Source organism: Chlorobium sp. N1 (assembly GCF_004332115.1).
In the GTDB taxonomy this organism is placed as follows: Bacteria; Bacteroidota; Chlorobiia; order Chlorobiales; family Chlorobiaceae; genus Chlorobium.
This window is the reverse complement of record NZ_SJPA01000001.1, coordinates 484,796-509,907: the sequence shown is the minus strand read 5'-3', so window position 1 is coordinate 509,907 and position 25,112 is coordinate 484,796. Positions and strand designations below refer to the sequence as shown.

The 25,112-nt window shown below is 62.7% G+C and carries 23 protein-coding genes; 9 read left to right on the top strand and 14 right to left on the bottom strand.

What is annotated here, in order from left to right; translation table 11 throughout:
• Positions 1 to 16 precede the first annotated feature (16 nt).
• The 5 genes from E0L29_RS02310 to trpD form a co-directional block, all read right to left on the bottom strand.
• Entirely contained in the window at positions 17 to 1,057 is a 1,041-nt protein-coding gene (locus tag E0L29_RS02310) for a hypothetical protein (protein ID WP_131354116.1), read from the bottom strand.
• A gap of 19 nt (positions 1,058 to 1,076) precedes the next feature.
• Positions 1,077 to 1,511 carry a ribonuclease HI gene (gene rnhA / locus E0L29_RS02305; protein ID WP_131354114.1) on the bottom strand — a complete coding sequence of 145 codons (435 nt, stop codon included), beginning with the start codon at positions 1,509 to 1,511 and terminating at the stop codon, positions 1,077 to 1,079.
• 80 nt (positions 1,512 to 1,591) lie between these two features.
• Positions 1,592 to 1,810 carry a 50S ribosomal protein L28 gene (gene rpmB / locus E0L29_RS02300; protein ID WP_131354112.1) on the bottom strand — a complete coding sequence of 73 codons (219 nt, stop codon included), beginning with the start codon at positions 1,808 to 1,810 and terminating at the stop codon, positions 1,592 to 1,594.
• Positions 1,811 to 1,887: 77 nt separating this feature from the next.
• Entirely contained in the window at positions 1,888 to 2,880 is a 993-nt protein-coding gene (gene chlG, locus E0L29_RS02295; protein WP_131354110.1) for a chlorophyll synthase ChlG, read from the bottom strand.
• A 137-nt stretch (positions 2,881 to 3,017) separates the two neighbouring features.
• Positions 3,018 to 4,061 carry an anthranilate phosphoribosyltransferase gene (gene trpD / locus E0L29_RS02290; RefSeq protein WP_131354108.1) on the bottom strand — a complete coding sequence of 348 codons (1,044 nt, stop codon included), beginning with the start codon at positions 4,059 to 4,061 and terminating at the stop codon, positions 3,018 to 3,020.
• A 127-nt stretch (positions 4,062 to 4,188) separates the two neighbouring features.
• On the opposite strand from trpD, the gene E0L29_RS02285 reads away from it, so the two are divergent.
• On the top strand, positions 4,189 to 5,283 hold the full coding sequence (locus E0L29_RS02285) for a Xaa-Pro peptidase family protein (RefSeq protein ID WP_131354106.1): 1,095 nt from the start codon (positions 4,189 to 4,191) through the stop codon (positions 5,281 to 5,283).
• Complete coding sequence (cutA, locus tag E0L29_RS02280) at positions 5,280 to 5,633, top strand: divalent-cation tolerance protein CutA (protein WP_347564565.1); 354 nt, start codon at positions 5,280 to 5,282, stop codon at positions 5,631 to 5,633. Before E0L29_RS02285 ends, cutA begins: the two co-directional genes overlap by 4 nt.
• 4 nt (positions 5,634 to 5,637) lie before the next feature.
• Here cutA and holB read toward each other — a convergent pair whose 3' ends face one another.
• The 3 genes from holB to E0L29_RS02265 form a co-directional block, all read right to left on the bottom strand.
• On the bottom strand, positions 5,638 to 6,804 hold the full coding sequence (gene holB / locus E0L29_RS02275) for a DNA polymerase III subunit delta' (RefSeq protein ID WP_131354104.1): 1,167 nt from the start codon (positions 6,802 to 6,804) through the stop codon (positions 5,638 to 5,640).
• Positions 6,805 to 6,817: 13 nt separating this feature from the next.
• Complete coding sequence (locus E0L29_RS02270) at positions 6,818 to 7,729, bottom strand: branched-chain amino acid transaminase (protein WP_131354102.1); 912 nt, start codon at positions 7,727 to 7,729, stop codon at positions 6,818 to 6,820.
• Between the two features lie 132 nt (positions 7,730 to 7,861).
• Positions 7,862 to 9,067: a 6-phosphofructokinase gene (locus tag E0L29_RS02265; protein ID WP_131354100.1), complete on the bottom strand. Its 1,206-nt coding sequence runs from the start codon at positions 9,065 to 9,067 to the stop codon at positions 7,862 to 7,864.
• Between the two features lie 157 nt (positions 9,068 to 9,224).
• On the opposite strand from E0L29_RS02265, the gene E0L29_RS02260 reads away from it, so the two are divergent.
• Positions 9,225 to 10,493 carry an FtsX-like permease family protein gene (locus tag E0L29_RS02260; protein ID WP_131354098.1) on the top strand — a complete coding sequence of 423 codons (1,269 nt, stop codon included), beginning with the start codon at positions 9,225 to 9,227 and terminating at the stop codon, positions 10,491 to 10,493.
• A gap of 18 nt (positions 10,494 to 10,511) precedes the next feature.
• On the opposite strand, the gene ispF is transcribed toward E0L29_RS02260, so the two are convergent.
• Positions 10,512 to 10,985 carry a 2-C-methyl-D-erythritol 2,4-cyclodiphosphate synthase gene (gene ispF, locus E0L29_RS02255; RefSeq protein ID WP_131354096.1) on the bottom strand — a complete coding sequence of 158 codons (474 nt, stop codon included), beginning with the start codon at positions 10,983 to 10,985 and terminating at the stop codon, positions 10,512 to 10,514.
• Between the two features lie 150 nt (positions 10,986 to 11,135).
• Here ispF and E0L29_RS02250 point away from each other — a divergent pair, with 150 nt between their 5' ends.
• Positions 11,136 to 12,242 carry a DUF4407 domain-containing protein gene (locus E0L29_RS02250; RefSeq protein ID WP_131354094.1) on the top strand — a complete coding sequence of 369 codons (1,107 nt, stop codon included), beginning with the start codon at positions 11,136 to 11,138 and terminating at the stop codon, positions 12,240 to 12,242.
• Between the two features lie 20 nt (positions 12,243 to 12,262).
• On the opposite strand, the gene E0L29_RS02245 is transcribed toward E0L29_RS02250, so the two are convergent.
• Positions 12,263 to 13,195: a dihydroorotate dehydrogenase gene (locus E0L29_RS02245; RefSeq protein ID WP_131354093.1), complete on the bottom strand. Its 933-nt coding sequence runs from the start codon at positions 13,193 to 13,195 to the stop codon at positions 12,263 to 12,265.
• 119 nt (positions 13,196 to 13,314) lie between these two features.
• Positions 13,315 to 15,435, bottom strand: a complete 2,121-nt coding sequence (gene glgP, locus E0L29_RS02240) for an alpha-glucan family phosphorylase (RefSeq protein WP_131354091.1) — start codon at positions 15,433 to 15,435, stop codon at positions 13,315 to 13,317.
• Positions 15,436 to 15,602: 167 nt separating this feature from the next.
• Here glgP and E0L29_RS02235 point away from each other — a divergent pair, with 167 nt between their 5' ends.
• The gene (locus E0L29_RS02235) at positions 15,603 to 16,469 is read left to right on the top strand and encodes a metallophosphoesterase (RefSeq protein ID WP_131354089.1); all 867 of its coding nucleotides are present in this window, start codon (positions 15,603 to 15,605) and stop codon (positions 16,467 to 16,469) included.
• 13 nt (positions 16,470 to 16,482) lie between these two features.
• Here the strand turns inward: E0L29_RS02235 and E0L29_RS02230 are convergent, their stop codons facing one another.
• Together E0L29_RS02230 and carB are read right to left on the bottom strand one after the other, a co-directional pair.
• On the bottom strand, positions 16,483 to 16,956 hold the full coding sequence (locus E0L29_RS02230; RefSeq protein ID WP_131354087.1) for a rubrerythrin family protein: 474 nt from the start codon (positions 16,954 to 16,956) through the stop codon (positions 16,483 to 16,485).
• Between the two features lie 10 nt (positions 16,957 to 16,966).
• Positions 16,967 to 18,826 carry a carbamoyl-phosphate synthase large subunit gene (carB, locus tag E0L29_RS02225; RefSeq protein WP_131354085.1) on the bottom strand — a complete coding sequence of 620 codons (1,860 nt, stop codon included), beginning with the start codon at positions 18,824 to 18,826 and terminating at the stop codon, positions 16,967 to 16,969.
• Positions 18,827 to 19,036: 210 nt separating this feature from the next.
• On the opposite strand from carB, the gene E0L29_RS02220 reads away from it, so the two are divergent.
• Both E0L29_RS02220 and glyA read left to right on the top strand, forming a co-directional pair.
• Positions 19,037 to 20,266 carry a bifunctional 3,4-dihydroxy-2-butanone-4-phosphate synthase/GTP cyclohydrolase II gene (locus tag E0L29_RS02220; RefSeq protein ID WP_131354083.1) on the top strand — a complete coding sequence of 410 codons (1,230 nt, stop codon included), beginning with the start codon at positions 19,037 to 19,039 and terminating at the stop codon, positions 20,264 to 20,266.
• A gap of 60 nt (positions 20,267 to 20,326) precedes the next feature.
• Positions 20,327 to 21,649 carry a serine hydroxymethyltransferase gene (gene glyA, locus E0L29_RS02215; protein WP_131354081.1) on the top strand — a complete coding sequence of 441 codons (1,323 nt, stop codon included), beginning with the start codon at positions 20,327 to 20,329 and terminating at the stop codon, positions 21,647 to 21,649.
• Between the two features lie 98 nt (positions 21,650 to 21,747).
• Here glyA and dnaG read toward each other — a convergent pair whose 3' ends face one another.
• A complete protein-coding gene (dnaG, locus tag E0L29_RS02210) occupies positions 21,748 to 23,649 on the bottom strand; it encodes a DNA primase (RefSeq protein WP_131354079.1) in 1,902 nt (633 codons plus the stop codon).
• Between the two features lie 176 nt (positions 23,650 to 23,825).
• On the opposite strand from dnaG, the gene E0L29_RS02205 reads away from it, so the two are divergent.
• Both E0L29_RS02205 and E0L29_RS02200 read left to right on the top strand, forming a co-directional pair.
• Positions 23,826 to 24,572, top strand: coding sequence for a MotA/TolQ/ExbB proton channel family protein (locus tag E0L29_RS02205; RefSeq protein WP_131354077.1), 747 nt, complete (start codon positions 23,826 to 23,828; stop codon positions 24,570 to 24,572).
• A gap of 6 nt (positions 24,573 to 24,578) precedes the next feature.
• Complete coding sequence (locus tag E0L29_RS02200; protein WP_131354075.1) at positions 24,579 to 25,112, top strand: biopolymer transporter ExbD; 534 nt, start codon at positions 24,579 to 24,581, stop codon at positions 25,110 to 25,112.

Here is a 25,112-nt window from a genome sequence, read left to right as displayed (position 1 = left end):
GTCTCAGCCGGTATGGTTATCTTTTGTCCCCTGCGGCTTTGTTCGTGAAGAGCGAGATGGGGAGCTCCGTCTGGGTGATCACCGATTCGAGGTTCTGCTCGATCGAGATTTTCTCGAGCAGGGCACGCGTTTCGGGCGAGGTTCTTTCGGTCGAGATCGCCGAGAGTTTCACGGCAACCCAGAGGAAGGTGGATGCGAACCAGGCCGCCTGGCGAGTCTGATAGACCCACTCGGTCTGTGCCCGAAGGGCATCGTCGAGCTTCACCGAAAGCGCCAGATGCTGTATGCGGTTCAGGTTCCCGAGGGCGCCGACGTCGCTGTTCTTCGACGTCAGGCTTTTCAGCGCGCCGGAGGTCCATGCGGCCGAGGGGAGCGCGAACCAGAGGTGGGATTTGTAGACGGCTCTCTCGATCATGGCTGCGGCGAGCGAGTCCCGCTCGAGGAAGCTGCCTACAGGCCTGAGGTACCCGGTCAGCATCTCGCGGCTGTCGGCGAGCACGGCCTCGTCCGGTGCCGTGCGGCACACCCAGAGCGCGCTGTCGAGTCCGTAGCACTGCCGTCCGGCGATATCGGCCCGTTCGCGGCTGTTTTGGCGGAGGAGCGAGTCGGGGAGTTTGCGGGCGAAGGGTCCACGGGCCACGCAGAGGAAGTGCTGGTCGCGGTAGCCGCTTTTGCGGAAGCTCAAAAGGAGGGTGTCGACGTCGCGGGCCGGATCGATCGAAGCGGCCGTCATCAGCCGCTGCAGTTTGCCGGGAGCCTCGAAGATCGGCAGCTCGCGCAGCGAGTCGGGCAGCGCCTCCTTCCAGAACCGGCTCTCCCTGACATCCTTCATGCCGAGGTAGATGAGTGCGTCGGACCGGCCGGGGATGCGCTCGACGATCGAGCGGACGGAGGGGGAGAGCGGTTCGGCAGCGGGGCGATCCTTCGGCCAGTTGATCCAGAGGACGACGGAGAGGAAGCCGAGGAAGCCGAGTCCGCTCATCACCATGAGGAGCCCGGATCCTTTCTTGAGTGAACGCTTCTGTCTGGGGGCGGTTCCTTCAGGAGTGCTCGTCATCTCTCTTTTCCCGTTGAGGTTATTTCTGGATGGCCTGTCGGGCCAGTTCGTCGCAGCGGTTGTTGTAGGGGTTGTCGCTGTGTCCCTTCACCTTGTGGAAGGTGACGCGGTGGCGCGCCGTCTGTTCGAGGATCTCTTTCCAGAGGTCGGTGTTCTCGACGTTCTTCTTCGCGGCGGTCTTCCAGCTGTTGCGCTGCCAGCGATCCAGCCATCCCTCACGGAATGCGTTGACGACGTAGCTCGAATCGCTGTAGAGGTCAACCGTGCAGGGTTCCTTGAGGGCACGGAGGGCTTCGATGGCGGCGGTCAGCTCCATGCGGTTGTTGGTGGTGGCGGGGGAGTGGCCCGAGAGTTCGCGCACGGCGCTGCCGTACATGAGCATTGCTCCCCAGCCGCCCTTTCCGGGGTTGCCGCTGCAGGCCCCGTCGGTATAGATGGTGATTTTTTTCTGCATCGACAAAAAAGGCTCAACCTTTGGGGATTGAGCCTTTCTAGGAACTGTTCAGGGTTCCCCGCTGGTGGTGCGGGCGGGTGTTACTTTACCAGTTTGGCCAGTTCGGCGGTGCCGGTCTTCGCGATGATCTTCATCGCCTTGGCGGAAAGCTTCACTTTCACCCAGCGCTTCTCTTCCTCGATCCAGATCCTCTTGGTGTGGAGGTTCGGCTCGAAACGGGTGCGGCGGTGGTTGTTGGCGTGCGAGACTGTATTGCCGTACTTGGGCCTTTTACCGGTCAGTACACAGACTTTGGACATGGTGCGATCTCTAGTGGAGTTGAAAAAACGAACCGCAATATAGCAATAGTTTCAGAAAAAGGAAACGGAATGTTAGCCTACGGTCGGATGCCGATTGCGGCGACCATCATGGAGAGCACGTAGAGCAGGGTTCCGAAGGCGTTGTACCAGACTGCTTTCTGCCGGGGATTGGCGATGAGGATCTGCTGCATCGGAATCTGCGCGATGAGCAGCGATCCGGCGATGCCGAGCATGACGGTGGAGCCATTCCGGAAGAGGATGATCATGGCGGCAAGCTGCGCCAGGTCCATGATGGCGGCGGCCAGGATGGCGGCGTTGCGCTCTCCGAGCTGCACCGGAATGGAGGCTACCTTGCGGATGTTGTCGCCGACGACCGACTTGAAGTCGTTGAGTGTCATGATGCCGTGGGCTCCGAGAGAGAAGATGATGGCAAGGGCGATGGTTTCGCCCGAAGGGACGCCCTGGGTGATGGCGAAGCTGCCGGTCAGCCATGCTACGCCCTCATAGGCGAGGCCCACGATGAGGTTGCCGAACCAGCCGTTGCGCTTTGCCCGGAGCGGCGGCCCGGAATAGGCGTGCGACATCAGGACGCCGACGAAGGCGATCGCCATCACGTAGGGGTGGATGGAGAGGGCGACGAGGAATCCGGTGACGATGAGGCTGAAGGTGATCAGCCAGCTGGCCGATTTGGAGATCTTTCCCGAGGGGATGGGGCGTTCGGGTTCGTTGATTGCATCGACCTCGCGGTCGAAGTAGTCGTTCATGGTCTGCGACATGGCGCACATGAGCGGGCCTGCCAGGATGACGCCGCGGAGCAGGATGGACCAGTTCTCCGTCACGCTCTCTCCGGTCGAGACCACGCCGCAGGCGAAGGCCCACATCGGCGGGAACCAGGTGACGGGCTTCATGAGCGGAAGGATGGCTCCCGGTTCGATCCGGAACCCGGGGCGGTTGACGTTCTCGATCGCTTCCGATATCAGCTGCCGGCGGGAATCGCTGATGCCGTAATGGCGCAGCTTTTCACTGATGGCGTGCTGGATGTCGGTCTCGGGCATGGTGGAACCGTTCATGGGGTGCAATTCTTCTCGCTTCAGCATTCGGCGGCTTCAGGCGGCCTTTGTGCCGTGGATGGAAATCCGCAGAAAAAGGCCACGTCCAAGAGTATACGAGTTTTTTGAGAATAACCGTAAGGCTTTTCAGCCGCCCCTCAGCGGTACCGTGCTTTCAGCTCGCGGCTTGCCTCGATGATGGTTTCCGTGTTGCGTCTGGCCGTGCCGTGGGCGATTGCTTCCCTGGCCATGCAGACCCCTTCGTCGATGCAGTTGGCCACGCCGCCGACATAGCAGGCGATGGCCCCGGCGAAGATGGCCGCCTCGCGGTGCGCTTCTGGAGCTTTGTTGTCAAGGATCAGGCGGATGATTTCGGCGTTCTCCTCGCGGCTTCCTCCCCTGATCTCCTCGAGCGGCCATTCGTGGAGGTGGAACTCGGTCGGTCGGACGGTGTGGCTTTCGCGCTCTCCGTTGTGGAGCTCGATGATGTGCGTCCGGCCGCAGATGCTCGGCTCGTCGAGTGCCATGGCGGTCTCGGTCTCTCCGTGCACGATGAGGGCGTGGCGGCATCCGGTCTTCAGGAGCGCTTCGGCGTAGAGATCCATGAGCTCGCGGTCGAAGACGCCGACCATCTGGCGCGTGACCCCTGCGGGGTTCATGAGGGGGCCGAGGATGTTGAAGATGGTGCGGGTGCCGATTTTGCGGCGGATGTCGGCGACCGCTTTCATCGAGGGGTGGTAGAGCGGGGCGTGGAGGTAGGCGAACCCGGTCCTGCGGTACAGCTCTTCGGTTGCCTCCGGAGGGAGTTCGATTTCTATGCCGAGCTCTTCGAGTACGTCTGCGCTGCCGCAGCGGCTGGTGATGGACCGGTTCCCGTGCTTGGCCACGCAGGCTCCTGCGGCGGTGGCGACGAGCGCCGCCGCGGTCGAGATGTTGAAGGTGCCCGCGCTGTCCCCCCCCGTGCCGCAGGTGTCGACGGCCCGGTCGTCGAGACGGATCGGCGTGGCCCGCTGCATCATGCTCCGGCGCGCGCCGGCTATCTCGTCGGCGGTGATGCCGTTCTTCTGCATGAGGGTGAGCAGGCCGGTGACGGCCTCTTCCGAAAACAGGCCGTCCATGATGCCGTCCATGCAGCGTTTGGTCTCATCGGCACTAAGCTGCTCTCCGGCCTGGAGCTTTTCAAGTAATTCCTTTGCGGGCATTAATACTGAATTGTTGGCAAATGGGGAGAAATATTCGTAAATCTGCAATATTAAGAAGAATTGCCAGCTATGCAAGTGCCAGAGCGTGCCAGCACGTTTTTTATACTAAATAATCAGTCATGTTTCCATGGGTATGCCAGCAGCAGAGGAGTACCGGGCGGCGGCGCTCGCCGACGTCCGACGGGCGATGGAGGAGCGCAGGTACGATGCCTTCATCCTGACCGACCTTCCCACCATCCGCTGGCTGACGGGATTTTCAGGTTCGAGCGCGCGGTTGCTGGTGACCTCCGGCCTCTGTCGCCTGTTCACCGATTTCCGCTACCGCGAGCAGGCGGCTGCTGAGGCCCCGGGTTCCGAGACGGTCGTCATTTCCGGGACGGTGGCCTCCGAGCTCGCTTCCGGCCGCCATCCGCTCCGGGGAACGGTCGCACTGCAGTCGGACAGCGTGGGCTGGCTTGAGGCCACGCGGCTCATGGAGGCGCTCTCAGGCCGGTGCCGGCTGGAGCCGGTTGCGGGATTCTTCACCCCCTTCCGGATGGTGAAGAACCCGTTTGAGCTCGAGCGCATGCAGGAGGCCGCCGCCGTCAGCCACAGGGTGCTCGAGGCGGTGGTTCCCATGGTGTCGGAGCGGGTGAGCGAGCTGGACATCGCCGCCGAGATCTCCTGCCTGCACCGGAAGCTGGGAGGAGAGAAGGACTCGTTCGAGCCGATCGTCGCCGGCGGCGTGCATTCCTCCATGCCGCATGCCCGCCCGAGCGGCGAGCACTTCAGGGAGGGCTCGCTCGTCACCATCGACATGGGCTGCCATGTCGGCGGCTATGCCTCCGACCAGACCCGAACCGTGGCGCTCGGCAGGGTGCCCGGCGAGATGCGGCGGGTCTACGACGTGGTCCGCGAGGCGCAGGCGCTCGGTCTCCGTTCCGCCCGCTGCGGGATGAGGGCTTCGGAGCTCGATGCACTCGTCCGCAGCTTCATCGCCGAAGAGGGGTACGGCGAGGCGTTCGGCCACGGGCTCGGCCACGGCATCGGCCTCGAGGTGCACGAGGAGCCGCGCATCAGCCCGAATGGCGAGGTCGTGCTCCGGGAGGGGATGGTCTTCACGATCGAGCCGGGCATCTACCTCGAGGGGCGCTTCGGCGTGCGCATCGAAGATACCGTGGTGCTGGAGGCCGGGGGCGCCCGCCCCCTGCAGCGCTTCCCTAAAGAGCTTCTCGAGCTGTGACTGCCGTGGATGCGGGCCGTGAGGGCTGCTGCATGGTGGTGACGACGGCTCCCTCACGGGAAGAGGCCGAGGGGCTCGCCGAGGGGATTCTCTCGAACCGCCTTGCCGCCTGTGTGCAGATGACGGAGGTCCGGAGTTTCTTCCTCTGGGAGGGGGAGCTGCAGCGTGAGCCGGAGACCCTTCTTCTCATCAAGACCACGGATGCCGCTTACCGGCGGCTCGAGGAGTACATCCGGCAGTTCCATTCCTACGAGGTGCCCGAGATCATCCGGCTTCCGGTGACGGGCGGGCTGGAGGGGTATCTCGACTGGGTCCGCGGCGTGACGGTGCGCCCTTCGGAAGGGGGCTGAGCGTTCAGGCCCGCTGCAGGAGGGGGCGCAGGGCGCCGGTGAAGGCGGCCATCGTGAGTTGCGGGCTGGCGTTGCGCTCGATCGAGCGGATCGACTCCTCCGCCAGATTCGACACGCCCAGATAGTCGGCGTTCGGGAAGTTCCTGGCGAACCGGTCGACGGCATCCTCGATGTCGGGGTTGTTGAGGTTCCGGAAGTCGGGGATGAGCCTGCGGTGGCAGGTGTCCTGCAGGAAGAGCAGGATGGCTCCGATGAAGAGCGTCAGTTCGCTCCGCGAGAGGTTGCGGGCATGTTCTTCGGCGGCCGTGAGCGCCTCGTGGAAGCGTTTCGGGGCGAGCACCTTGCGCAGGTAGTCGAGCGCCAGCTGGCGCAGGGCGATGGTCTGCGGTTCCGAACTCTCCTCCCTTCCGGCGATGAGCTCCCAGGCGAGGCGGAGGTTCCCCCTCGAGAAGTTCACGATGAAGCCGAGCTCCGGCTCCGCGATCTCCGGCCGATGCCGGACAAGCCACCCTCGCAGGTCGTTCTGCGACACCCGCTGGAAGCGGATCTCCTGGCAGCGCGATCGGATGGTCGGAAGCAGGGAGTCGGGCCTGGATGTCGTGAGGATGAAGAGCACATGGGCCGGAGGCTCCTCGAGCAGCTTGAGCAGCTTGTTGGCAGCGGAGGGGTGGAGCTTCTCGGCCTGCGAGATGACGAAGACCTTCCTTGATCCTTCGCGTGGCATGAACGCGGCCTTCTGCTGCAGCTGGACGACCTGTTCGGTGAGGATGCCCATCGAGCGGTCCATCGCCGGCGAGAAGTAGGGGTTCTCCTTCTTCTGCTCGATGAGTGTCTGGAAGCGCTCTTTGGCTTCGGTGAACTTCTTGTTCTCCTTCTTCTGCTGTTCTCCGCCGCCCTCGAGCAGCGCGGCTTCGACCGGGAAGAGATACTCGACGTTCGGGTGGAGGAACTCCCGGATCTGCAGGCAGTCGGGGCAGGTGCCGCAGGCGCCGTTCTCCATGGCGTCCGGGGCCCGGCAGTTGAGCGTCGCGGCCATTTCGAATGCCGTCATCTCCTTGCCGGAACCTTCGGGGCCGCTGAAAAGGTAGGCATGTGCAAGGCGTCCTTTCTTGAGGGCGCTTGAGAGGACACGGACCTGCTGTTTCTGTCCGATGATCCTGTTCCAGCTCATGCGTTCGGGGGCCTCAGATGAAGGTGAGCCAGTTGTAGGGATCCTCTCCCGTCTGGACAACCTTCAGGTAGGCGTGCTGGAGGGCTTCGGTGACCGGTCCGCGTTTCTCGTCACCGATCGGGTACTTGTCGATGCTGCGCACCGGGGTGATCTCTGCCGCCGTGCCGGTGAGGAAGACCTCGTCGGCGACGTAGAGCGCCTCGCGCGGGATCATGGTTTCCTTCACCTCGTAGCCGAGTTCCCCGGCGATGTGCATGATCGCCCCGCGGGTGAATCCCGGAAGGATCGACTGGCCCGACATCGGGGTGTGGATGACACCGTCGCGCACGACGAAGATGTTCTCGCCGCTGCCTTCGGAGACGTACCCGTTCACGTCGAGCGCGAGCCCTTCGGCGTAGTTGTCCATCAGGGCTTCCATCTTGATGAGCTGCGAGTTCAGGTAGTTGCCGCCGGCCTTGGCCCAAGCGGGCAGGGTGTTCGGGGCGACGCGGTTCCACGAGGAGACGCGCACGTCGACGCCGGTCTCGAGGACATCGTCACCGAGGTAGGTACCCCACTCCCAGGTGGCGATGGCGACTTCGATCGAGGCGCGGTGCGGGTTGACGCCGAGTGCGCCCTGGCCGCGGTAGACGATGGGACGGATGTAGCAGGACTTGAGGCCGTTGGCATGGATGGTGCTGATGACGGCATCCTTCAGCTCTTTTTCCGAATAGGGGATCTCGATACGGTAGATCTTCGACGAGTCGCGGAGCCGGCGGATGTGCTCGTCGAGGAAGAGAATGGCCGATCCCTTCGAGGTTTCATAGCACCGGATGCCTTCGAAGGTGGACGAGCCGTAGTGGACGACGTGCGAGAGGATGTGGATCTTCGCGTCGTTCCAGTCGATCAGCTCCCCGTTCATCCAGATTTTATGCGACTTGTTCATGATGCGGTCGTTGGTGTGTGTTGGTTCGTTGCCTGCGGTTCAGCACAAAGATAAATGTTGTTCGGCGGATTTTACAAATCCGAAAAAAAAGCCCCGCAGGCGACTGCGGGGCTGCAGCAGGGACCGTGAGGGTCAGTAGATCCGATCGTAGACGCCCTCGACTTCCCGAAGGATGGGGTCGTATTCGACCGGGACGCGCCCGAAGCAGATGCCGAGCGACTCGTAGAGTGCGACCTGCTCGAGGTCGACATGGCGCTGGACGATGGCCTTCTCCGACTCGATGTACTCGACCTTGCGTCCCTTGACCTTCGAGACGGTGACTCCGGTCTTGCCGTCGAGGAGCAGGAGGATGGCGGCTGCGCCGGCCTCGAATCCGAAGTTGGTGTCGTAGGCCGAGGAGCTGCCGCAGCGGACGAGGTGGCCGGGATGGATCTCGCGGACCTCGGGGATTTCGTAGATGCCCTCGACGAACATGCCGGTCTCCTTCATGAAGAGCGGCATGGCCGGATCGGCCTTCATGCGCTTCTGGATCTCCTGGCAGGTGAACTTGCCGGCTCCGGCAAGCTTCTTGTGGCCGAACGCGTCGACGCCGGCAGCCTCGTCGACGATGTCGCTGCCGTCAGCGTTCTTCAGGCCCTCGGCCACGACGATCGTGTAGGTTCCGCTGTGCACGTCGCTCTGGCGGATCCTGCGGGTGAAGCGTTCGCTGATGTGGCGGTAGACCACGTCCCAGTCTGCGGGGATCTCGGGGATGAGGATGCAGTCGGCCTCGGCGGCAACGCCGCTGCGGAAGGCCGTGTGGCCGGCGTAGCGGCCGAAGACCTCGGTGACGAGGACCCGGTTGTGGGTCTTTCCGGTGGTCTTCAGGTCGTGGACGAACTCGGTGATGCGGTTGATGGTGGAGTCGCCGCCGACCGAGTAGGTCTGCAGGTCGAGATCCATCGTCTTCGGTGCGTGGATGCAGTGGATCCCGTTCTGGTTGAGGTCGACCATGACGCTGCCGGAATCGTCGCCGCCGCTGATGACGAGGCCGTCGAGCTCGAACTTCTTCATGCCGGCCTTGATGCGGTTGTACTTCTCGGGATTGCTGATCGCCTTGATCTTGACGCGGGAGTGTCCGGCTTCGGAGCCTGCGAAGGTTGCGTCGAAGCGGTCGAGCCGCTCCTGGTCGAGCCTGACGAGGCACTCCTGGTCGATCAGGTTGTAGAGGCCGGCGTAGCCGTTCGGGATGACGAAGAGTTCGAGGCCCTTCGAATGGGCCATGAGGGCTGCGCCCTTGATGACCGCGTTGAGCCCGCCACAGTCGCCGCCGCTCGTGAGGATGCCGATTTTTTTCACCGTAACGATCTCCTTGTTGTCTCTTTAGGGGTGGATTATGATCTGCGGAATTGCGTATTATGTCATGGTCTGCCGGTGCCGTGCTTGCGCCGACCGGGGCCTCCGCTCTGCAGTCAAAATAGATTTTTTGTGTGATTTTTCAACGTTAATTCTCCCCATGGACTGGACCGATCATTTCCGGATTGCCTGGGTACATCTCAGGGAGCGGAAGCGCCAGACGGTGCTGACCGCGCTCGGCGTCGCGGTGGGCTCGGCCATGCTCGTGACGACCATCTCGGTTGCGAAGGGGTCGTCGGCCAACGTCGTCAGGAAGGTGATCGACACCGTCCCGAACGTCGTGGTGAAGGCCGAGCGGGTGCGCCCGCTCGTTCCGGATCTCGTCGTTCCCTCCCGGCCCGGGAGGGTGTCGATGGTGGAGAAGAACGTCACTCCCGACCGGGAGGAGGTCATCAAGGACTACCAGGGGGTGCTGGAGTCGGTTTCAGCCGTCCCGGGGCTGAAGGGGGTTTCGCCTTTCGTCGAAAGCCGCCTCATCGCCCGCAACCGGAGCCGCTTCACCCCCTGCGTGACGAAGGGGGTGGTGCCCTCGCTCGAGGGCGGCATCGCGGGGCTGAAGAAGAACCTGCTCGAGCCGGATGCCCTCGACGAGCTGGCCTACACGCCCGACGGCATCCTTGTGGGGGACCTGCTTGCCCAGAAGCTCCGCGCCTCGCATGGTGACCGGATCGTGCTCGTCAACCGAGAGGGCAGGGAGTTCACGGCGAAAGTGGTGGGGCGCTTCAGCAGCGGCTTCAATGCCAAGGACGAGCGCGAGGCATTCGTGAACCTGGCGCTTGCCCGCCGCATGGAGTCGGTTGCTCCCAACGCGGTGACGGGCATCGGCCTGTCGGTCGGGGATGTGGAGCGTGCTTCCCGGACGGCCGCGGCCGTTCAGGAGGCAACCGGGTACCGCAGCGAAAGCTGGGACGAGACCAACCGCAACGTGATCGATTTCTACAACCGCAATGCGGCCATTACGCTGGTGCTGGTGGGGTTCGTGTTCATTGTCGCCGGGCTCGGCGTCTCCTCGGTCATGACGACCGTGGTGCTGCAGAAGGTGAAGGACATCGCCATCATGCGCTCGATGGGGGTGCAGGCCGAAAGCATCACCTGGATCTTCATGCTCGAGGGGCTCATGATCGGCATCCTCGGCGTCCTCGTCGGCAGCCCGGTCGGGCACGTCATCTGCCATTTCGTCTCGTCGATCCGATTTGCGGCGACGACCGCCGGTGTGCTGAAGGCCGACCGCATCAACATCCTGGAGACGCCGGAGGCGCACCTCATGGTGATCGCCTTCGGCATTTTCGTCACCGTACTCTCCTCACTCAGTCCGGCGCGCAAGGCGACGAGCTATATGCCGGTGCAGGTGCTGCGCGGCGAGGTCTAGTGGACTGCGTTTTGTGCTTCAGATGCTGTCGATGATGCAGACGGCGTGGGCTGCGGCGCCCTCTTCCCGGCCGATGTAGCCGAGCTTTTCGTTGGTCGTGGCCTTCACCGAGACGAGGGAGGTGTCGATCTGGAGGCAGCGGGCGATGTTCCGTCGCATGTCGGCCACGTAGGGGGCGATCTTCGGGGCTTCCATGAGCAGCATGGCGTCGACGTTCACGGTCCGGTAGCCGTTCTTCTCGAGCAGCTTGCCGACATGCCTGAGGAGGATCATGCTGTCGATGTCCTTGTACTCGGGGCTCGTGTTGGGGAAGTGGAGGCCGATGTCGCCGAGTGCGGCCGCACCGAGCAGCGCGTCGCTGACCGCATGGAGGAGCACGTCGGCATCGCTGTGGCCTTCGAGGCCTTTCGGGGAGGGTATGTCGACGCCGCCGACGACGAGCTTGCGGCCTTCCTGAAACGGATGTACGTCGATGCCGATTCCAATACGCATGTGGCTACGGGGTTTGGTTGGTGTTCGATGCTGGCTCGTAAGATAGGATAAATCGCTGAATAATCGAACCTCCCCGGGGATTGGTTTTCCCGTCCCCCGGCGTACATTGAACCCGAAACAGTTTTCCCGAATTCCCCCGTCGAGGGCCCTATGAACCTTAACCGACTGCAGCGTTTTTTCTGGATCGCCTCGGGTACGCCCCTGGAGATCATCGAGAAGTACCCGACCGAGCACAGCAAATATACGGGTATCGGTGCCACCATCTTCTTCACGGCGCTGTTCGCCGCGCTTTCTGGCGGCTACGCGCTCTTCTTCGTCTTTTCCGGCAACCCGCTCGCAGCGCTCTGGGCGGTGCTTTTCGGCCTTGTCTGGGGGCTTGCCATCTTCAATCTCGACCGCTATATCGTCTCAAGCATCAAGAAAACCTCCCGCGGGCTGCGCCAGTTCTACCAGGCATCTCCGCGGCTCGTCTTCGCTGTCCTCATCGCCGTCGTCATCGCCCGGCCGCTGGAGCTGAAGATCTTCGACAAGGAGATCCGTTCGCGCCTCGAGGAGAAGTACCTGGCAGACCAGCAGGCCGAGATCGAGGGGGTTCGCGACGCCTTCAATGAGAAGTACCGGATGGAGAGTGCCCGGCTGGAGCGGTTCCAGACGGAGTACGACGCGCTTTCGAAGGATGTCGACCGGCTGCGCGAGGAGCTGAAGCTGGAGGTGTTCGGTTCGGCGAGCAGCACGACCTCAGGCGTGCCGGGTTACGGCAGGTACGCGAAAAACAAGGAGGCTGTGGTGCGCTCCAAGGAGCAGCGTCTCGAGTTCCTCGCCGCGCGCATTGCCGGGCTGCAGGGATACCTTTCCGATCGTAAGGTGGCCGAGGGGCTCGACCGCCAGCGGATGCTCTCCGAAGAGATGCTCGCCCGAAAGGCATCGACGGCGGGATTCGCCGACCGGAACTGGGCTTTGGGGCAGCTCGCCCACTCTTCCGACGGCGCAGACCGCTCTTCGGCCAATGCCATCGCCTTCATCACCATGCTCTTCATCACGCTCGAGTGCGCTCCGCTCATCGTCAAGCTGCTCTCCGACGCCGGCCCCTCGGACGTCGACGTCAGCGAGACGGAGTCGCGCATCATCGCCCAGCTTACCAACACCGCCTTCCTCTCGAAGAACCGCATCATCCGGCAGTACCGGATCATGGGTTCGAAAAGAGCCTGGCGCCGCCGCAGCCAGTTTCTTTCCAGCCGCCGCAGCCTCAGGCTCTGAACCGTTTCCTCCGCTCCGCTTCAGCCGGTGACGAGGCTCTTGCGGAACTCCTGCATCGAAGGGGCGCCGGGTGCGCCGAAGAACTCCTCCATCCGGGTGGCGACGCGTTCCCCGATGTCCGGCTCGACGAAGTTCATGGTGCCGATCTGCACGGCGCTCGCTCCCGCCACGAGGAACTCCATGGCGTCGTCGAACGAGGCGATGCCGCCCATGCCGACGATCGGGATCGAGACCGCGCCGGCCACCTCCCATACCTTCGCCAGGGCGACCGGCTTGATGGCCGGTCCCGAGAGCCCGCCGGTGACGTTCCTCAGGAGCGGGCGGCGGTTCTTCCAGTCAATGGCCATGCCGACCAGCGTGTTGATGAGCGAGACCGAGTCGGCTCCCGCCGATTCGGCCGCCAGGGCGATCGCGCTGATCGAGGTCACGTTCGGCGTGAGCTTGACCATGAGGTGGCGTTTCGTGACGGTGCGCAGTTCGGTGACGATTTCTCGGGTGGCATCGGGGCTCACCCCCATGATCATGCACTCGCCCTTGACGTTCGGGCAGGAGAGGTTGATCTCGTAGCCGTCGAGGCCTTCCAGGGCGTCGAGCCGTGAGACCACCTCGGCGTACTCGTCGATGGAGCGGCCGGCGATGTTGACGACGACGGAAGTGCCGAGCGTGCGGAGGAACGGAAGCTTCTCGGAAATGAAACGCTCGATGCCGACGTTGGCCAGTCCGATGGCGTTGATCATCCCCGACGGGGTTTCTGCAATGCGCTGCGGGGGATTGCCGGCCCTCGGTTCGAGCGAGATGGCCTTGGTGACGATACCGCCGATTTTCGAGAGGTCGGTGAGCCGGCTGAGTTCCTCGCCGTAGGAGACTGTGCCGGATGCGAGCAGGACGGGGGACTTGAGCCGAAGCCCCCGGCCGAGGTCGACTGCGGCCGCCGTTGCTGTGTTGTTGCCCATGTTGACTGCGTTGGTTCGTTTTTGTAGGGCCGATCAGGCCGAAAACAAGAAGGGCTGCCGGTTCTTCTGCCGGCAGCCCCTCTTCCATCGTCACTTCTCAGCTGCCATGGATGGCGGCATTATTTCCCTCCGCCCGTCAGGTAGTACTTGTTGGCGTAGTCGCGTACCATGCGGTGGGTGTTGTACTCCGGTGCGATGGTGGCGATGGCGTTGCGGATCTTCTTGATCCAGCGGGTCGGGATGTTATTGGCGTTGCGCTCGTAGAAGGTCGGCAGGATCTGGTTTTCCAGGACCTGGTAGATCTGCTCGGCGTCGAACCGGTCCTGCTCCTCGTAATTCTCGAAGGTTTCACCGTGGCCGATCGACCAGCCGTTCTCGCCGTTGTAGGCTTCGGGCCACCAGCCGTCGAGGACGCTGAAATTGAGGCCGCCGTGCAGCACGGTCTTTTCACCCGAGGTGCCGCTGGCCTCCATCGGACGGATCGGGTTGTTCAGCCAGATGTCGACGCCCGAGACCATGTGCTTGGCAACGCCGAGGTTGTAGTTCTCGAGGAAGATGACCTTGCCCATGAACTGCGGACGGCGCGAGTGCTCGACGATCTGGCGGATGAAGTCCTTTCCGGCATCGTCGTGCGGATGGGCCTTTCCTGCGAAGACGATCTGCAGGGGCATCTTCGGGTTGTTGATGATCCGGTTGAGGCGCTCAAGGTCGCTGAAGATCATCGGGGCGCGCTTGTAGGTCGCGAAACGGCGGGCGAAGCCGATGGTGAGTACGTCGGGTGAGAGCGTGTTCTTTCCGGAATGCACCGCGTCGTACTGGTTGTAGCCCGACATGCTGTGCTGGTGGAAGAGCTGGTTGGAGAGGTAGCGGTAGATGAAGTCGATCAGGTTCCGCTTGAGGGTGTAGCGCAGCGACCAGAGCTCTTCGTCCGAGACCCTCTGAAGCGCCGCCTCTGCCGATTCGCGGGACAGGGTCATTGCTTCGATGCCCTCGCTGAAGCGGCTCCAGAAGTTTTCGGTGTAGCCGCAGGACCAGCTCGGTGCGTGCACGCCGTTGGTGATGTGGCCGATCGGCACCTCATCGACCTTCGCCTCGGGGTAGAGGTGCTGCCACATTTCGCGCGACACCTGTCCGTGCAGTTTGGAGACGCCGTTGGCGGTCCTCGAGAGCTTCAGTGCGAGCACCGTCATGGTGAAGAGCCCGTCGTTGCCCTCCGGGTTCTCTGCGCCGAGCTCCATCAGCTCCTCGAACGGCATGCCGGTGAGGGTCAGGTACTTGTCGAAGGTGTAGTGCATCATGTCCCTCGAGAACCGGTCGTGGCCGGCGGGGACAGGGGTGTGGGTGGTGAAGACGCAGCGTGAGCGCACCGCGGCGACGGCATCCTCCATCTTCTTTCCGGAAGCGAGTTCCCCGGCGAGGAGATCGAGGGTGAGGAAAGCCGAGTGGCCCTCGTTCATGTGATAGACCGCAGGCTTCAGGCCGAGCGCCGAGATGAGCTTTGCTCCGCCGATGCCGAGGACGATCTCCTGGTTGATGCGCATGTTCTGGTCGCCGCCGTAGACCCTGCAGCAGATGTCGCGGTAGTGCGACTCGTTGGCGGGAATGTTGGTGTCGAGGAGATAGAGCGTGGCGCGTCCGACGTTCAGCTTCCAGGCCTGGGCGAACACCTCGCTCTGCGCGATGTTGACCGAGACGATGAGGTCCTTGCCGTCGGGTCCGGTCACCTTTTCGACCGGCAGGCTCTCGGGGTACTGGAGCGGGTAGTCCTCCATCTGCCAGCCGTCGTGGTTGAGGTACTGGCGGAAATAGCCCTCCTTGTAGAAGAGTGTGATGCCGATGAAGTTGATGCCGAGGTCGCTGGCTGATTTGATGTGGTCGCCGGCGAGCACGCCGAGGCCGCCCGAGTAGATGCGCACGCTCTCATGGATGCCGAACTCGGCGCTGAAGTAGGCAACCGGGCTTTTGGTCAGCTCCGCAGCATGTCCGGCAGCCCAGGTGTCCTTTTTCTCCATGTAGGCGCGGAAGCGGGCATGGGCCTTCTCGATGCGCTCTCCCAGTTCGCACTGGCATCGTGCGGCGAGCTCCTCGTTTGAGATGTGGCGGAGGAGTTCGACGGGGTTGTGGTTGTTCCGCTCCCAGAGCAGGGGAGAGAGGTCTTCGAAGACCTGCTTCGCTTCGGTATCCCAGGACCACCAGAGGTTCCCGGCCAGTTCTTTGAGTGCAATTATCTTTTTCTGCATGATTTTGAGGGGTATTTTTCCGGCTCGGAGGCCGCGGATTGGAATGAAAGGAAGTATCTTTGGTATCTTCCTGTGGTGAGGTTTATTACGGCCTTTTTGGGGGCCGTCATAATTTTAATGGCTCAATTTACTCTTTTACAGAAGAAAACCGCAAGCTTCTCTTGCTGATGGAAAAAGGTACTGTTACAATCGCGCATATTTCCGACCTGCACGTGGCTGGAAAGGGGGATCGCCGGCAGCTGGAGGACCTCGACAGCATGCTCGGCCATTTCACCGATTCGGGCGTCGACCACCTGATTATTTCCGGCGACCTCTCGGACCGCGCCAAAGAGGCCGACTGGGAAATCGTCCGGGAGCTCCTCCTTCGCCACGGCTGGTACGACTGGGCCCGTACGACGGTGATTCCCGGCAACCACGACCTTACGAACCTCGAGGAGGAGATGCGTTTCTACAACGCCCTCAACCCGCTGCCCGGTGCGCGCGACAGGGCATGCCGTGCCAGGGCCGCAAGCTTCTCCCGCTTCTTCCGGGACCTGGTGACCGGCGACGAGCTCCGGGACGCGGGCTTTCCCTTCATCAAGGTCCTGCGTTTTCCTTCCCTGAAACTGGCCATCGCCGGTTTCAACTCCGTCAGCGCCTGGTCGCCGACCGAGAACCCGCTCGGTTCAAGGGGAGAGGTCGATCCGGCCGAGCTTCGGGCGGTGCGCTCACCCGAGGCGCTCCGGGCGATGCAGGGGTGTTTCGTCATGGGACTCTGCCACCATGCACTGAAGGTGTACGGCACCGATTCGCTGCTCGACCAGGCCTTCGACTGGACGATGGAGCTCAAGAACCGCCAGGAGTTCCTCGCGGCGATGCGCGCGATCGGTGCGGATATCGTCCTTCACGGGCATTTCCACCGTTTCCAGTCCTATGTTCTCGGGGGGATACGCTTCATCAACGGCGGCAGCTTCCGCTACAGCCCCAACCGCTACAGCCTGCTCGAAATAGACGAGTCGGGCGCCTACCGGCATCATTTTGCGGTGATGCCCTGAAAAAGGAAGGGGCTCAGTTCCCGAGCCCCTCTGCGTCCATATATTCCCTGATCCTTTTGGCGTGGTCCCGGTCCTCCTGGTTCAGCTGCTTGAAGATGCTTGCGGCCGCAGATTCGGTCGGGCTGTCAAGGAACTCCTGGTAGTGGGACTCACCGGCCGAGAGCTCGAGCTCGAGCGCGGTCCGGAACCGATCGGCCCGGGGAAGGGGCTGCTGCTGGAACGATTCGATGAGGGCGTTGATCCTGCGGTTTGCGGCCTCGAGGGCGGCGAGGTCCTTGGCGAGGAGGTTGCCGGGAAAGAATGTCTCCGGCTGCGGCTGCTTCTTCTCCTGCTGCAGGAGGGCGGCGTGGCCGCGCTCCTCCATGGCCAGCTGCCACCAGAACTCCTCGTCCTCCTCCGACGCGTCGTGGAAGAGCGTGTAGAGGCGGGCAAGGTTCAGTTCGAGACGGATCGATTCGTCAAGGTGGTACTGGTAGGTCTCTTTCATCGGTCTGGTCTCAGCGGGCGTTGCGATAGCTGGCGTACTCCTGGAGGCTTTTCACCCCGAACTCCTGGTGGCGGATGCAGTCGATCGCCTGCACCGACGCCTCCGCGGCTTCGATGGTGGTGACGAACGGCACGTTGCTCTGCACCGAGGCGGCGCCGATGGCCTCTTCGTCGTGCAGGGCCTGCTCGCCTCTCGGGGTGTTGATGACGAAGTTGATCTTGCCGTGCTTGATGATGTCGAAGATGTTCGGCCGTCCCTCTTCGCCAACCTTGAAGACCTTCTTGCATTCGATGTCGTTGTCCCTGAGGAAGCGGTAGGTGCCTTCCGTGGCGACAAGGTCGAAGTCCATGCGGTAGAGCGAGCGGGCGATTTCGAGGATGCGGGGGTTCTTGTCCTGGTTGTTGACGCTGATGAAGACCGAGCCGGAGAGCGGCAGGTGCATGTTGGCCGCCTGGTAGGCTTTCGCGAAGGCTTCGGGGAACTGGTCGGCAAGACTCATGGCTTCGCCGGTGGAGCGCATCTCGGGGCCGAGGTAGACGCCGGACTTGACAAACTTCGAGAAGGGGAAGACCGGTTCCTTGATGGCCAGGTGCTTCATGCCGAGCTCGTCGCAGTCCTTGAGGTCGAACTCGCGGCGCAGGTCCGAGAGCTTCTCGCCGAGCATGACGCGGGTGGCGATCTTGACGACCGGGATGGCCGTCGCCTTGCCGACGAAGGGGACGGTGCGGCTCGCTCTCGGGTTCACCTCGATGACGTAGACGCTGTCGTTCTGCACCGCGTACTGCACGTTCATGAGGCCGACCACCTTGAGGTTCTCCGCCATGATGCGGGTGTACTCCTTCATCGTGGCGATGACCTCCGGGTTGATGTTGTGGTAGGGGAGGATGGAGGTCGAGTCTCCGCTGTGGATGCCGGCGGCCTCGACGTGCTGCATGATGCCGCTGATGACGCAGTCGCTTTCGTCGGCCAGCGCGTCGATGTCGAATTCGACGGCGGTTTCGAGGAATCGGTCGATGAGGAGCGGGTATTTCTCGCTGATGAAGAGTGCCTGGTCGACGTACTCCTTCAGCGAGTCGTCGCTGTAGATGATCTTCATGGCCCTGCCGCCGAGCACGTAGCTGGGACGGACGAGCACCGGGTAGCCGATACGGCGGGTGATGGCCTGCGCTTCTTCGAGGTTGACGGCCGTGCCGTAGTCGGGGTGCGGGATGTTGAGCCGGTCGAGCAGCGCGCCGAACTTCTTGCGGTCTTCGGCCAGGTCGATGCCTTCCGGCGAGGTGCCGAGGATGGTGACTCCCTCGTCGTGGAGCTTGCCGGAGAGCTTGAGCGGCGTCTGCCCGCCGAAGCTGACGATGACGCCGAGCGGGTTTTCATGCTCGATGATGCGGATCGTGTCCTCGAAGGTGAGCGGCTCGAAGTAGAGCTTGTCGGCGATGTCGTAGTCGGTCGAGACGGTCTCGGGGTTGCAGTTGACCATGATGGTCTCGTAGCCGGCCTCGCGCAGCGCGAAGACGGCCTGCACGCAGCAGTAGTCGAACTCGATGCCCTGGCCGATGCGGTTGGGGCCGCCGCCGAGGATGATCACCTTCTTCTTTTCGGAGCGGACCGATTCGTTCTCCTCGTCGTAGGTGGAATAGTGGTACGGGGTCCTGGCATCGAACTCTGCGGCGCAGGTGTCGACGGTCTTGAAGACCGATTCGACGCCGTACTGCTTGCGGAGCTGGCGTACCGCGGCTTCCTCGGTACTGAAGATGTTTGCGAGCTGGGTGTCTGAAAAACCGTGTTCCTTGGCTGCCTGAAGGCGTTCCCTGGGGAGTTTCGCCGCCAGGGCGTCGACTCTGGCGCCGAGGGCGGAAGCGTGTGTGCTCATGCGGTCTCGAAATGAGTTAAATGGCTCTGTGACGGGGCTGACTGTAAAGGTAACGATTCACGGTCTTATTCTAAAGCCCGGAGAGTATACGAAAATGCGCCCCCATAACAAAAGTGGCGGAGGGCGGCGTGAGAATGGACGGGGATTTTTTTACATTGCAGGTGCTTTCGGATAAGGATGTACAAGGAAACAACCAGCGTATTACCCCACATGGACAGCATCAAATTCGATACCATAGAGTCGGCGGTCGAGGATATCCGACAGGGCCGACTGGTGATCGTCATCGACGACGAGGACCGTGAGAACGAGGGCGACTTCATCGCTGCGGCCGACCATGTGACGACCGAGATGATCAACTTCATCACCCGTGAGGCACGCGGCCTGCTTTGCGTGGCCGTCACGATGGAGCGGGCCCGCGAACTGCAGCTCGATCCGATGGTGCAGCGCAACACCTCACAGCACGAGACCAACTTCACCGTCTCCGTCGACGCCCTGGCCGAAGGGGTGACGACAGGCATTTCCGCCTATGACAGGGCTGTGACGATCAAGATGCTCGGCGATCCGGCCTCACACGCCGACAGCTTCGCGCGCCCCGGACACATCTTTCCGCTTCGCGCCATGGACGGCGGCGTGCTGCGCCGTGTCGGCCACACCGAGGCGGCCGTGGACCTCAGCCGCCTCGCCGGCTGCAACCCGGTGGGCCTCCTCTGCGAGATCCTCCACGAAGACGGCAGCATGGCCCGGCTTCCCGAGCTGCTCAAGCTCCGCGAGAAGTTCGGCCTGAAGCTCATCACCATCAAGGACCTCGTGGCCTATCGCATGCAGCAGAGCAAGCTCGTGCACCGTGCCGTCGAATCGAACCTTCCGACCTCCCACGGCGAGTTCCGCCTCATCGCCTACGAGTCGTTCATCGACCATCACAACCACCTGGCCTTCGTCAAGGGCGACGTCTCCACCGGCGAGCCGGTGCTCGTCCGGGTGCACTCGCAGTGCGCCACCGGCGACATCTTCGCCTCGCTGCGCTGCGACTGCGGAGACCAGCTGGCTTCGGCCCTGCGCATGATCGAGAAGGAGGGACGCGGTGTGCTCGTCTACCTCATGCAGGAGGGACGGGGGATCGGCCTCATCAACAAGCTCAAGGCATACAACCTGCAGGACCAGGGTCTCGACACGGTCGAGGCCAATGAGCGGCTCGGCTTCAAGGCCGACCTGCGCGACTACGGCATCGGCGCCCAGATCCTCCAGGACCTCGGCGTGCGCAAGATGCGCCTGCTCACCAACAACCCCAAGAAGGTGGTCGGGCTGGAGGGCTACGGCCTCGAGATCGTCGAGCGCGTCCCGCTCGAGATCGCACCGAACGAGGTCAACCAGTTCTACCTGGAGACCAAGCGCGACAAGATGGGCCACATGATCAGCTGCTCGTGCCACCGCAACCAGTGAACCCCTGATTTCAACGCAACCATAAACTTCCATTCAACAAGGAAAAAGGAACGACATAAGATGGACACCGACATCCTGAAGATGCAGGACCCCGAGGTTTTCAGTTCGATCGCCGGCGAGACGCGCCGCCAGCTGGAGACACTCGAGCTGATTGCCTCCGAGAACTTCACCAGCCGCGCGGTCATGCAGGCCTGCGGTTCGGTGATGACCAACAAGTACGCCGAGGGCTATCCCGGCAAGCGCTATTACGGCGGCTGCGAGTTCGTCGACATCGCCGAGGACCTCGCCCGCGAGCGCGCAAAGAAGCTCTTCGGCTGCGAGTATGTCAACGTCCAGCCGCACTCCGGCTCGAGCGCCAACATGGCCGTGCTCTTCTCCGTCCTCAAGCCCGGTGACCGGATCATGGGTCTCGACCTCTCCCACGGCGGCCACCTCACCCACGGCAGCTCGGTGAACTTCTCCGGCCAGATGTTCGACGCCCGCTCCTACGGAGTCGACCGCGAGACCGGCCTCATCGACATGAACAAGGTCGAGGAGATGGCCCTCGAGTTCAGGCCGCGCCTTATCATCTGCGGTGCGAGCGCCTACTCCCAGGGCTTCGATTTCAAGGCCTTCCGCGAGGTCGCCGACAAGGTCGGCGCGTTCCTCATGGCCGACATCGCCCATCCCGCCGGCCTCATCGCCGCAGGTCTCCTTTCCGATCCGATGCCGCACTGCCACTTCGTGACCACCACCACCCACAAGACCCTCCGCGGTCCGCGCGGCGGCATGATCATGATGGGCAGGGACTTCGAGAACCCCATGGGCATCACCGTGAAGACCAAGAACGGCCCGAGGGTGAAGATGATGTCGGAGGTCATGGACGCCGAGGTCATGCCCGGCATCCAGGGCGGTCCGCTCATGCATATCATCGCCGGCAAGGCGGTCGCCTTCGGCGAAGCCCTGAAGCCGGAGTTCCGCGAGTATGCCGTGCAGGTCCGCAAGAATGCGGCTGCGATGGCTGAGCGATTCATCTCCCTCGGCTACGATATCGTCAGCGGAGGAACCCGCAACCACCTCATGCTGCTCGACCTGCGCAACAAGGAGGTCACCGGCAAGGTCGCCGAGAACCTCCTGCACGATGCCGGCATCACGGTCAACAAAAATATGGTTCCTTTCGACGACAAGTCGCCCTTCGTGACGAGCGGCATCCGTGTCGGCACGGCAGCCATGACGACCCGCGGCATGCAGGAGGCTGACGCCACCAAGATCGTCGAGCTCATCGACCGTGTCATCAGCGGCGCGGCGGCTTCCGGCATTGAGAACGTCTGCCGTGAGGTCAAGGAGGAGATCCGCACCCTCTGTCTCCAGAACCCGCTCGACGGCTACGGCATGACCCCCTGAGCCGGTAACTGGCCCGAAACGAAAGAGCCGCTTCCGGTGCATGCCGAAAGCGGCTCTTTTTTTTTCTGCAACCGCAGGGCCGCCGACTCTTTCCGCCGTTACGGACGGTGGTCGAGGATCGAGGCGATCATCGCGTTGAGCTCGAGGGCGGTTTTTCGGATCTTCTTGTCGAGAGCGATTTTTTCCTTTGAAAGCTCGATCTCCCTGCTGGTTTCCGCTTCGGTCCGTATCGCCTCCGTCAGCCGGTCCTTCTCGTCGATGAGCGGTTCGAGGATGAGGTTCTTGAAGGCGTCGAGGAACATCGCCAGGCAGCGGCGTGCGCTGTCGGCGTGCAGGTCGGTCTTTTCGAGCCACTTGCTGCTGACCGGCTGGTCCATGAGAAGGCCCGAGGCCAGAGCTTCGGCTTCGGGGTCGGCGAGGAGGCCGATTTCCGTCGCCATGTCGATGCGGGCGTCGGGATCGTCGGAAATCTCGTGGTAGCGCCGCACCATATGCCGGAAGACATGCTCTGCTGCCGGGTGGCGCAGGCTCAGCATCGTCTCGTGCGAGGCTGCGAACTCGAGGACGGTGTTCCCGTAGGCCGTGCTTTCGATCAGTGCCTTCACGAAGGTCTTCTCCAGGACGGAGATCGGTCCCCGGTTGAGCGGCTTCTGCTCCCTCGGCTGCGCTTTCGGATCCGGGCGGCGGGCGCTCTCCCTTGTGGCGGGGCGTTCCTTCCCCTGCAGCTCATGCAGCGCCTGGAGGCTGATACCGAGTTTTTCGGAAAGCTCCTGCAGGTAGAGTTCCCGGCGCAGGGGGTCGGGTACCCGGCCGATGGTCGCGGCCATCGAGCGGATGGCGTCGGCTTTCTCCTCCGGGGTGTCGAAGTCGCCCGCTTCCCGGTGGAAACGGATCTGGAAGTCCAGGAAGGAGAGGCTCTCTTTCCCGCTGAACTCCAGGAACTTCTCTTTGCCCTCCCGCCTGACGAAGCTGTCGGGGTCTTCTCCGGGCGGCAGCACGAGCACGACCGGGGTGAGGTTCTCCGAGAGCAGGATGTCGATGCCTGCCATCATGGACTTCCTGCCGGCGGGATCGGCGTCGTAGACGAAGAGGACCTTTTTTGCGTAGCGGCGGATGATCTTGGCCTGGTAGCGGGTGAGGGCGGTGCCGCAGGAGGCCACGGCCGAGGTGATGCCGGCCTGGTGCAGCGCGAGCACGTCCATGTAGCCTTCGACGAGGATGGCGCGGCCGCTGCGGCGGATCTCGTTTTTTGCGGCGTGTAGCCCGTAGAGCAGTTTGGATTTCTCGAAGAGGGAGCTCTCCTGCGAGTTCAGGTACTTCGGCGTGTCCGGCCGGTCCTCAAGGGTCCTGCCTCCGAAGCCGACCACCTGTCCGCCGATGGAGAAGATGGGGAAGATCACCCGGTTGCGGAAGGTGTCGTACCAGGACCTTTTCTGGCGGTTTTCGGTGATGAGGCCGAGGCTTTCGAGGTGCTTGTGGTCTATCCCCGCCGTTTTGGCCGCATGCAGCAGGTGGTCCCAGCCGGGAGGGGCGTAGCCGAGCCCGAAGCTTTTGATCGTTGCGGCCGTGAGCCCCCGCTTCGCGGCAAGGTAGGCGTAGCCGCTGCTGCCGTGGTCGGCCTCGAGCGTCGAGTGGAAGTGGCGGGCGGCCCAGCGGAGGGTTTCGGTGCGGGTGTCCTCCTTCGCGTCACTCCCGGCGTTCTTCGTCGTAAAGCGGCTGATGTCGATGCCCGAGCGCTTTGCGACGAGTTCGACGGCCTCGGGAAACGAGACTTTCTCCATCTCCATGACGAAGGAGAAGACGTTGCCGCCCTTGCCGGAAGAGAAGCACTTGTAGATCTGCTTTTCGGGCGATACGACGAATGAGGGCGTCTTCTCCTGCGTGAAGGGCGAGAGCGCCTTGAAGCTGCGCCCCGCCTGCCGAAGGTTGACGTAGTCGGAGATGATGTCGACGATATCGGCCGCCTGGCGAACCTCGTCGATGGTCTCATGGGGGATCATCCGTCGCGTTTTTTTTGCCGCCTTTGCCGTTTAGTATGACGGTAGGTGTTGAAAAATCGTAAACTTATTTACTAACTTAATACCAATACCCCTGCAGCCGAGCTGCTCCGCCCGTTCGGCCGAGGCCCCGAGGTCTTCCTTCTGCAGTATAGCAAATTAACGGAAAGCAACTATCCATGAAACAGGGACTCTTCACCGGCCTGCTCATCGCTGCGGCCTACATCGTATCCTTCCTCTTCTATCTCTGGATGGGCACGACTCCTCCCGACTCCATCTTCCATGCGATCTGGAAGGGCGGTCCGGTGGTCTCGGTCCTGATGGCCCTCATCCTCATGGTCATCGCCTACACGGTCGAGCGCGTCATCGCCCTCCAGAAGGCGGCCGGCAAGGGCAACATCCCCGAGTTCGTCCAGGCCATCAAGCAGGACATCAACAACGGCGACGTCCAGGGCGCCATCGCACGCTGCGACGACCACCAGAGCTCGCTCGGAGCGGTGCTCCGTTCGGTCCTCGACCGTTACAGCCAGTTGGCGGCCCTCAACGTGACCGACCGCGAGAAGAGGATCAGCGAGATGGAAAAGGCAGTCGAGGAGGCCTCCACCATGGAGATGCCGCTGCTTGAGAAGAACCTGGTCGCCATATCGACGATCGCCTCCATCTCCACCATGGTCGGGCTTCTCGGTACCACGATGGGCATGATCAGGGCCTTCCAGGCCATGGCGACCGCCGGCGCTCCGGACGCCGTGCAGCTGTCGCTCGGCATATCCGAGGCGCTCTTCAACACCGCGCTCGGCATCGTCGGCGGCATCTTCGGCATCGTGGCCTACAATGTCTTCACCACCCGCGTCGACCGCTTCAGCTACATGATCGACGAGGCGGCCTTCTACATCATCCAGACTCTCGGAACCGGAACCAGCCGGTAAGGCCAGATGGCAAGGATCAAGGCAAAAAGGGTAGGGTTCCGCCTCGACATGACCCCCATGGTGGACGTCGCGTTCCTGCTGCTGACGTTCTTCATGCTCACCACCAAGTTCCGTCCGCCCGAACCGGTGCAGATCGATCTCCCCTCGTCCCACTCCGAGCAGAAGCTTCCGGAGTCGGAGGTGCTGACGGTGACGGTCAGCGGCAATGACGATTTTTATATGGGCGTCTCCTCCCAGTCGACGCGCGAGCGGCTCTTCCAGGCCGTCATCCGTCCGAAGCTGGAGGCTGCGGGTATGGCTGAGGCCGCCGTGGCTGATTCGCTCGACGGGTTCCGCCTCGCCGAGACCTTTCCGGTCGAGCGCGGCGAGCTCCATCGTTTCATCGTGATGGCCCGCTTCGCCGACCAGCGGCTTCGGCCCGTCGTTCGCGCCGACGCCGATGCGGGTTTCGAGGCGGTGGACCACGTCATCAAGGTCTACAAGAAGGCGAACCTTTTGACCTTCAACCTCGTCACCGTCCTTGAAAAGGAGGGCCGCTAG

What these genes read in the sequence shown, in the direction of transcription:
- E0L29_RS02310 (WP_131354116.1), bottom strand. Translation starts at nt 1,057, where the DNA reads ATGACGAGCACTCCTGAAGGAACCGCCCCCAGACAGAAGCGTTCACTC.
- rnhA (WP_131354114.1), bottom strand. Translation starts at nt 1,511, where the DNA reads ATGCAGAAAAAAATCACCATCTATACCGACGGGGCCTGCAGCGGCAAC.
- rpmB (WP_131354112.1), bottom strand. Translation starts at nt 1,810, where the DNA reads ATGTCCAAAGTCTGTGTACTGACCGGTAAAAGGCCCAAGTACGGCAAT.
- chlG (WP_131354110.1), bottom strand. Translation starts at nt 2,880, where the DNA reads ATGAACGGTTCCACCATGCCCGAGACCGACATCCAGCACGCCATCAGT.
- trpD (WP_131354108.1), bottom strand. Translation starts at nt 4,061, where the DNA reads ATGCCCGCAAAGGAATTACTTGAAAAGCTCCAGGCCGGAGAGCAGCTT.
- E0L29_RS02285 (WP_131354106.1), top strand. Translation starts at nt 4,189, where the DNA reads ATGGGTATGCCAGCAGCAGAGGAGTACCGGGCGGCGGCGCTCGCCGAC.
- holB (WP_131354104.1), bottom strand. Translation starts at nt 6,804, where the DNA reads ATGAGCTGGAACAGGATCATCGGACAGAAACAGCAGGTCCGTGTCCTC.
- E0L29_RS02270 (WP_131354102.1), bottom strand. Translation starts at nt 7,729, where the DNA reads ATGAACAAGTCGCATAAAATCTGGATGAACGGGGAGCTGATCGACTGG.
- E0L29_RS02260 (WP_131354098.1), top strand. Translation starts at nt 9,225, where the DNA reads ATGGACTGGACCGATCATTTCCGGATTGCCTGGGTACATCTCAGGGAG.
- ispF (WP_131354096.1), bottom strand. Translation starts at nt 10,985, where the DNA reads ATGCGTATTGGAATCGGCATCGACGTACATCCGTTTCAGGAAGGCCGC.
- E0L29_RS02250 (WP_131354094.1), top strand. Translation starts at nt 11,136, where the DNA reads ATGAACCTTAACCGACTGCAGCGTTTTTTCTGGATCGCCTCGGGTACG.
- E0L29_RS02245 (WP_131354093.1), bottom strand. Translation starts at nt 13,195, where the DNA reads ATGGGCAACAACACAGCAACGGCGGCCGCAGTCGACCTCGGCCGGGGG.
- glgP (WP_131354091.1), bottom strand. Translation starts at nt 15,435, where the DNA reads ATGCAGAAAAAGATAATTGCACTCAAAGAACTGGCCGGGAACCTCTGG.
- E0L29_RS02235 (WP_131354089.1), top strand. Translation starts at nt 15,603, where the DNA reads ATGGAAAAAGGTACTGTTACAATCGCGCATATTTCCGACCTGCACGTG.
- E0L29_RS02230 (WP_131354087.1), bottom strand. Translation starts at nt 16,956, where the DNA reads ATGAAAGAGACCTACCAGTACCACCTTGACGAATCGATCCGTCTCGAA.
- carB (WP_131354085.1), bottom strand. Translation starts at nt 18,826, where the DNA reads ATGAGCACACACGCTTCCGCCCTCGGCGCCAGAGTCGACGCCCTGGCG.
- E0L29_RS02220 (WP_131354083.1), top strand. Translation starts at nt 19,037, where the DNA reads ATGGACAGCATCAAATTCGATACCATAGAGTCGGCGGTCGAGGATATC.
- glyA (WP_131354081.1), top strand. Translation starts at nt 20,327, where the DNA reads ATGGACACCGACATCCTGAAGATGCAGGACCCCGAGGTTTTCAGTTCG.
- dnaG (WP_131354079.1), bottom strand. Translation starts at nt 23,649, where the DNA reads ATGATCCCCCATGAGACCATCGACGAGGTTCGCCAGGCGGCCGATATC.
- E0L29_RS02205 (WP_131354077.1), top strand. Translation starts at nt 23,826, where the DNA reads ATGAAACAGGGACTCTTCACCGGCCTGCTCATCGCTGCGGCCTACATC.
- E0L29_RS02200 (WP_131354075.1), top strand. Translation starts at nt 24,579, where the DNA reads ATGGCAAGGATCAAGGCAAAAAGGGTAGGGTTCCGCCTCGACATGACC.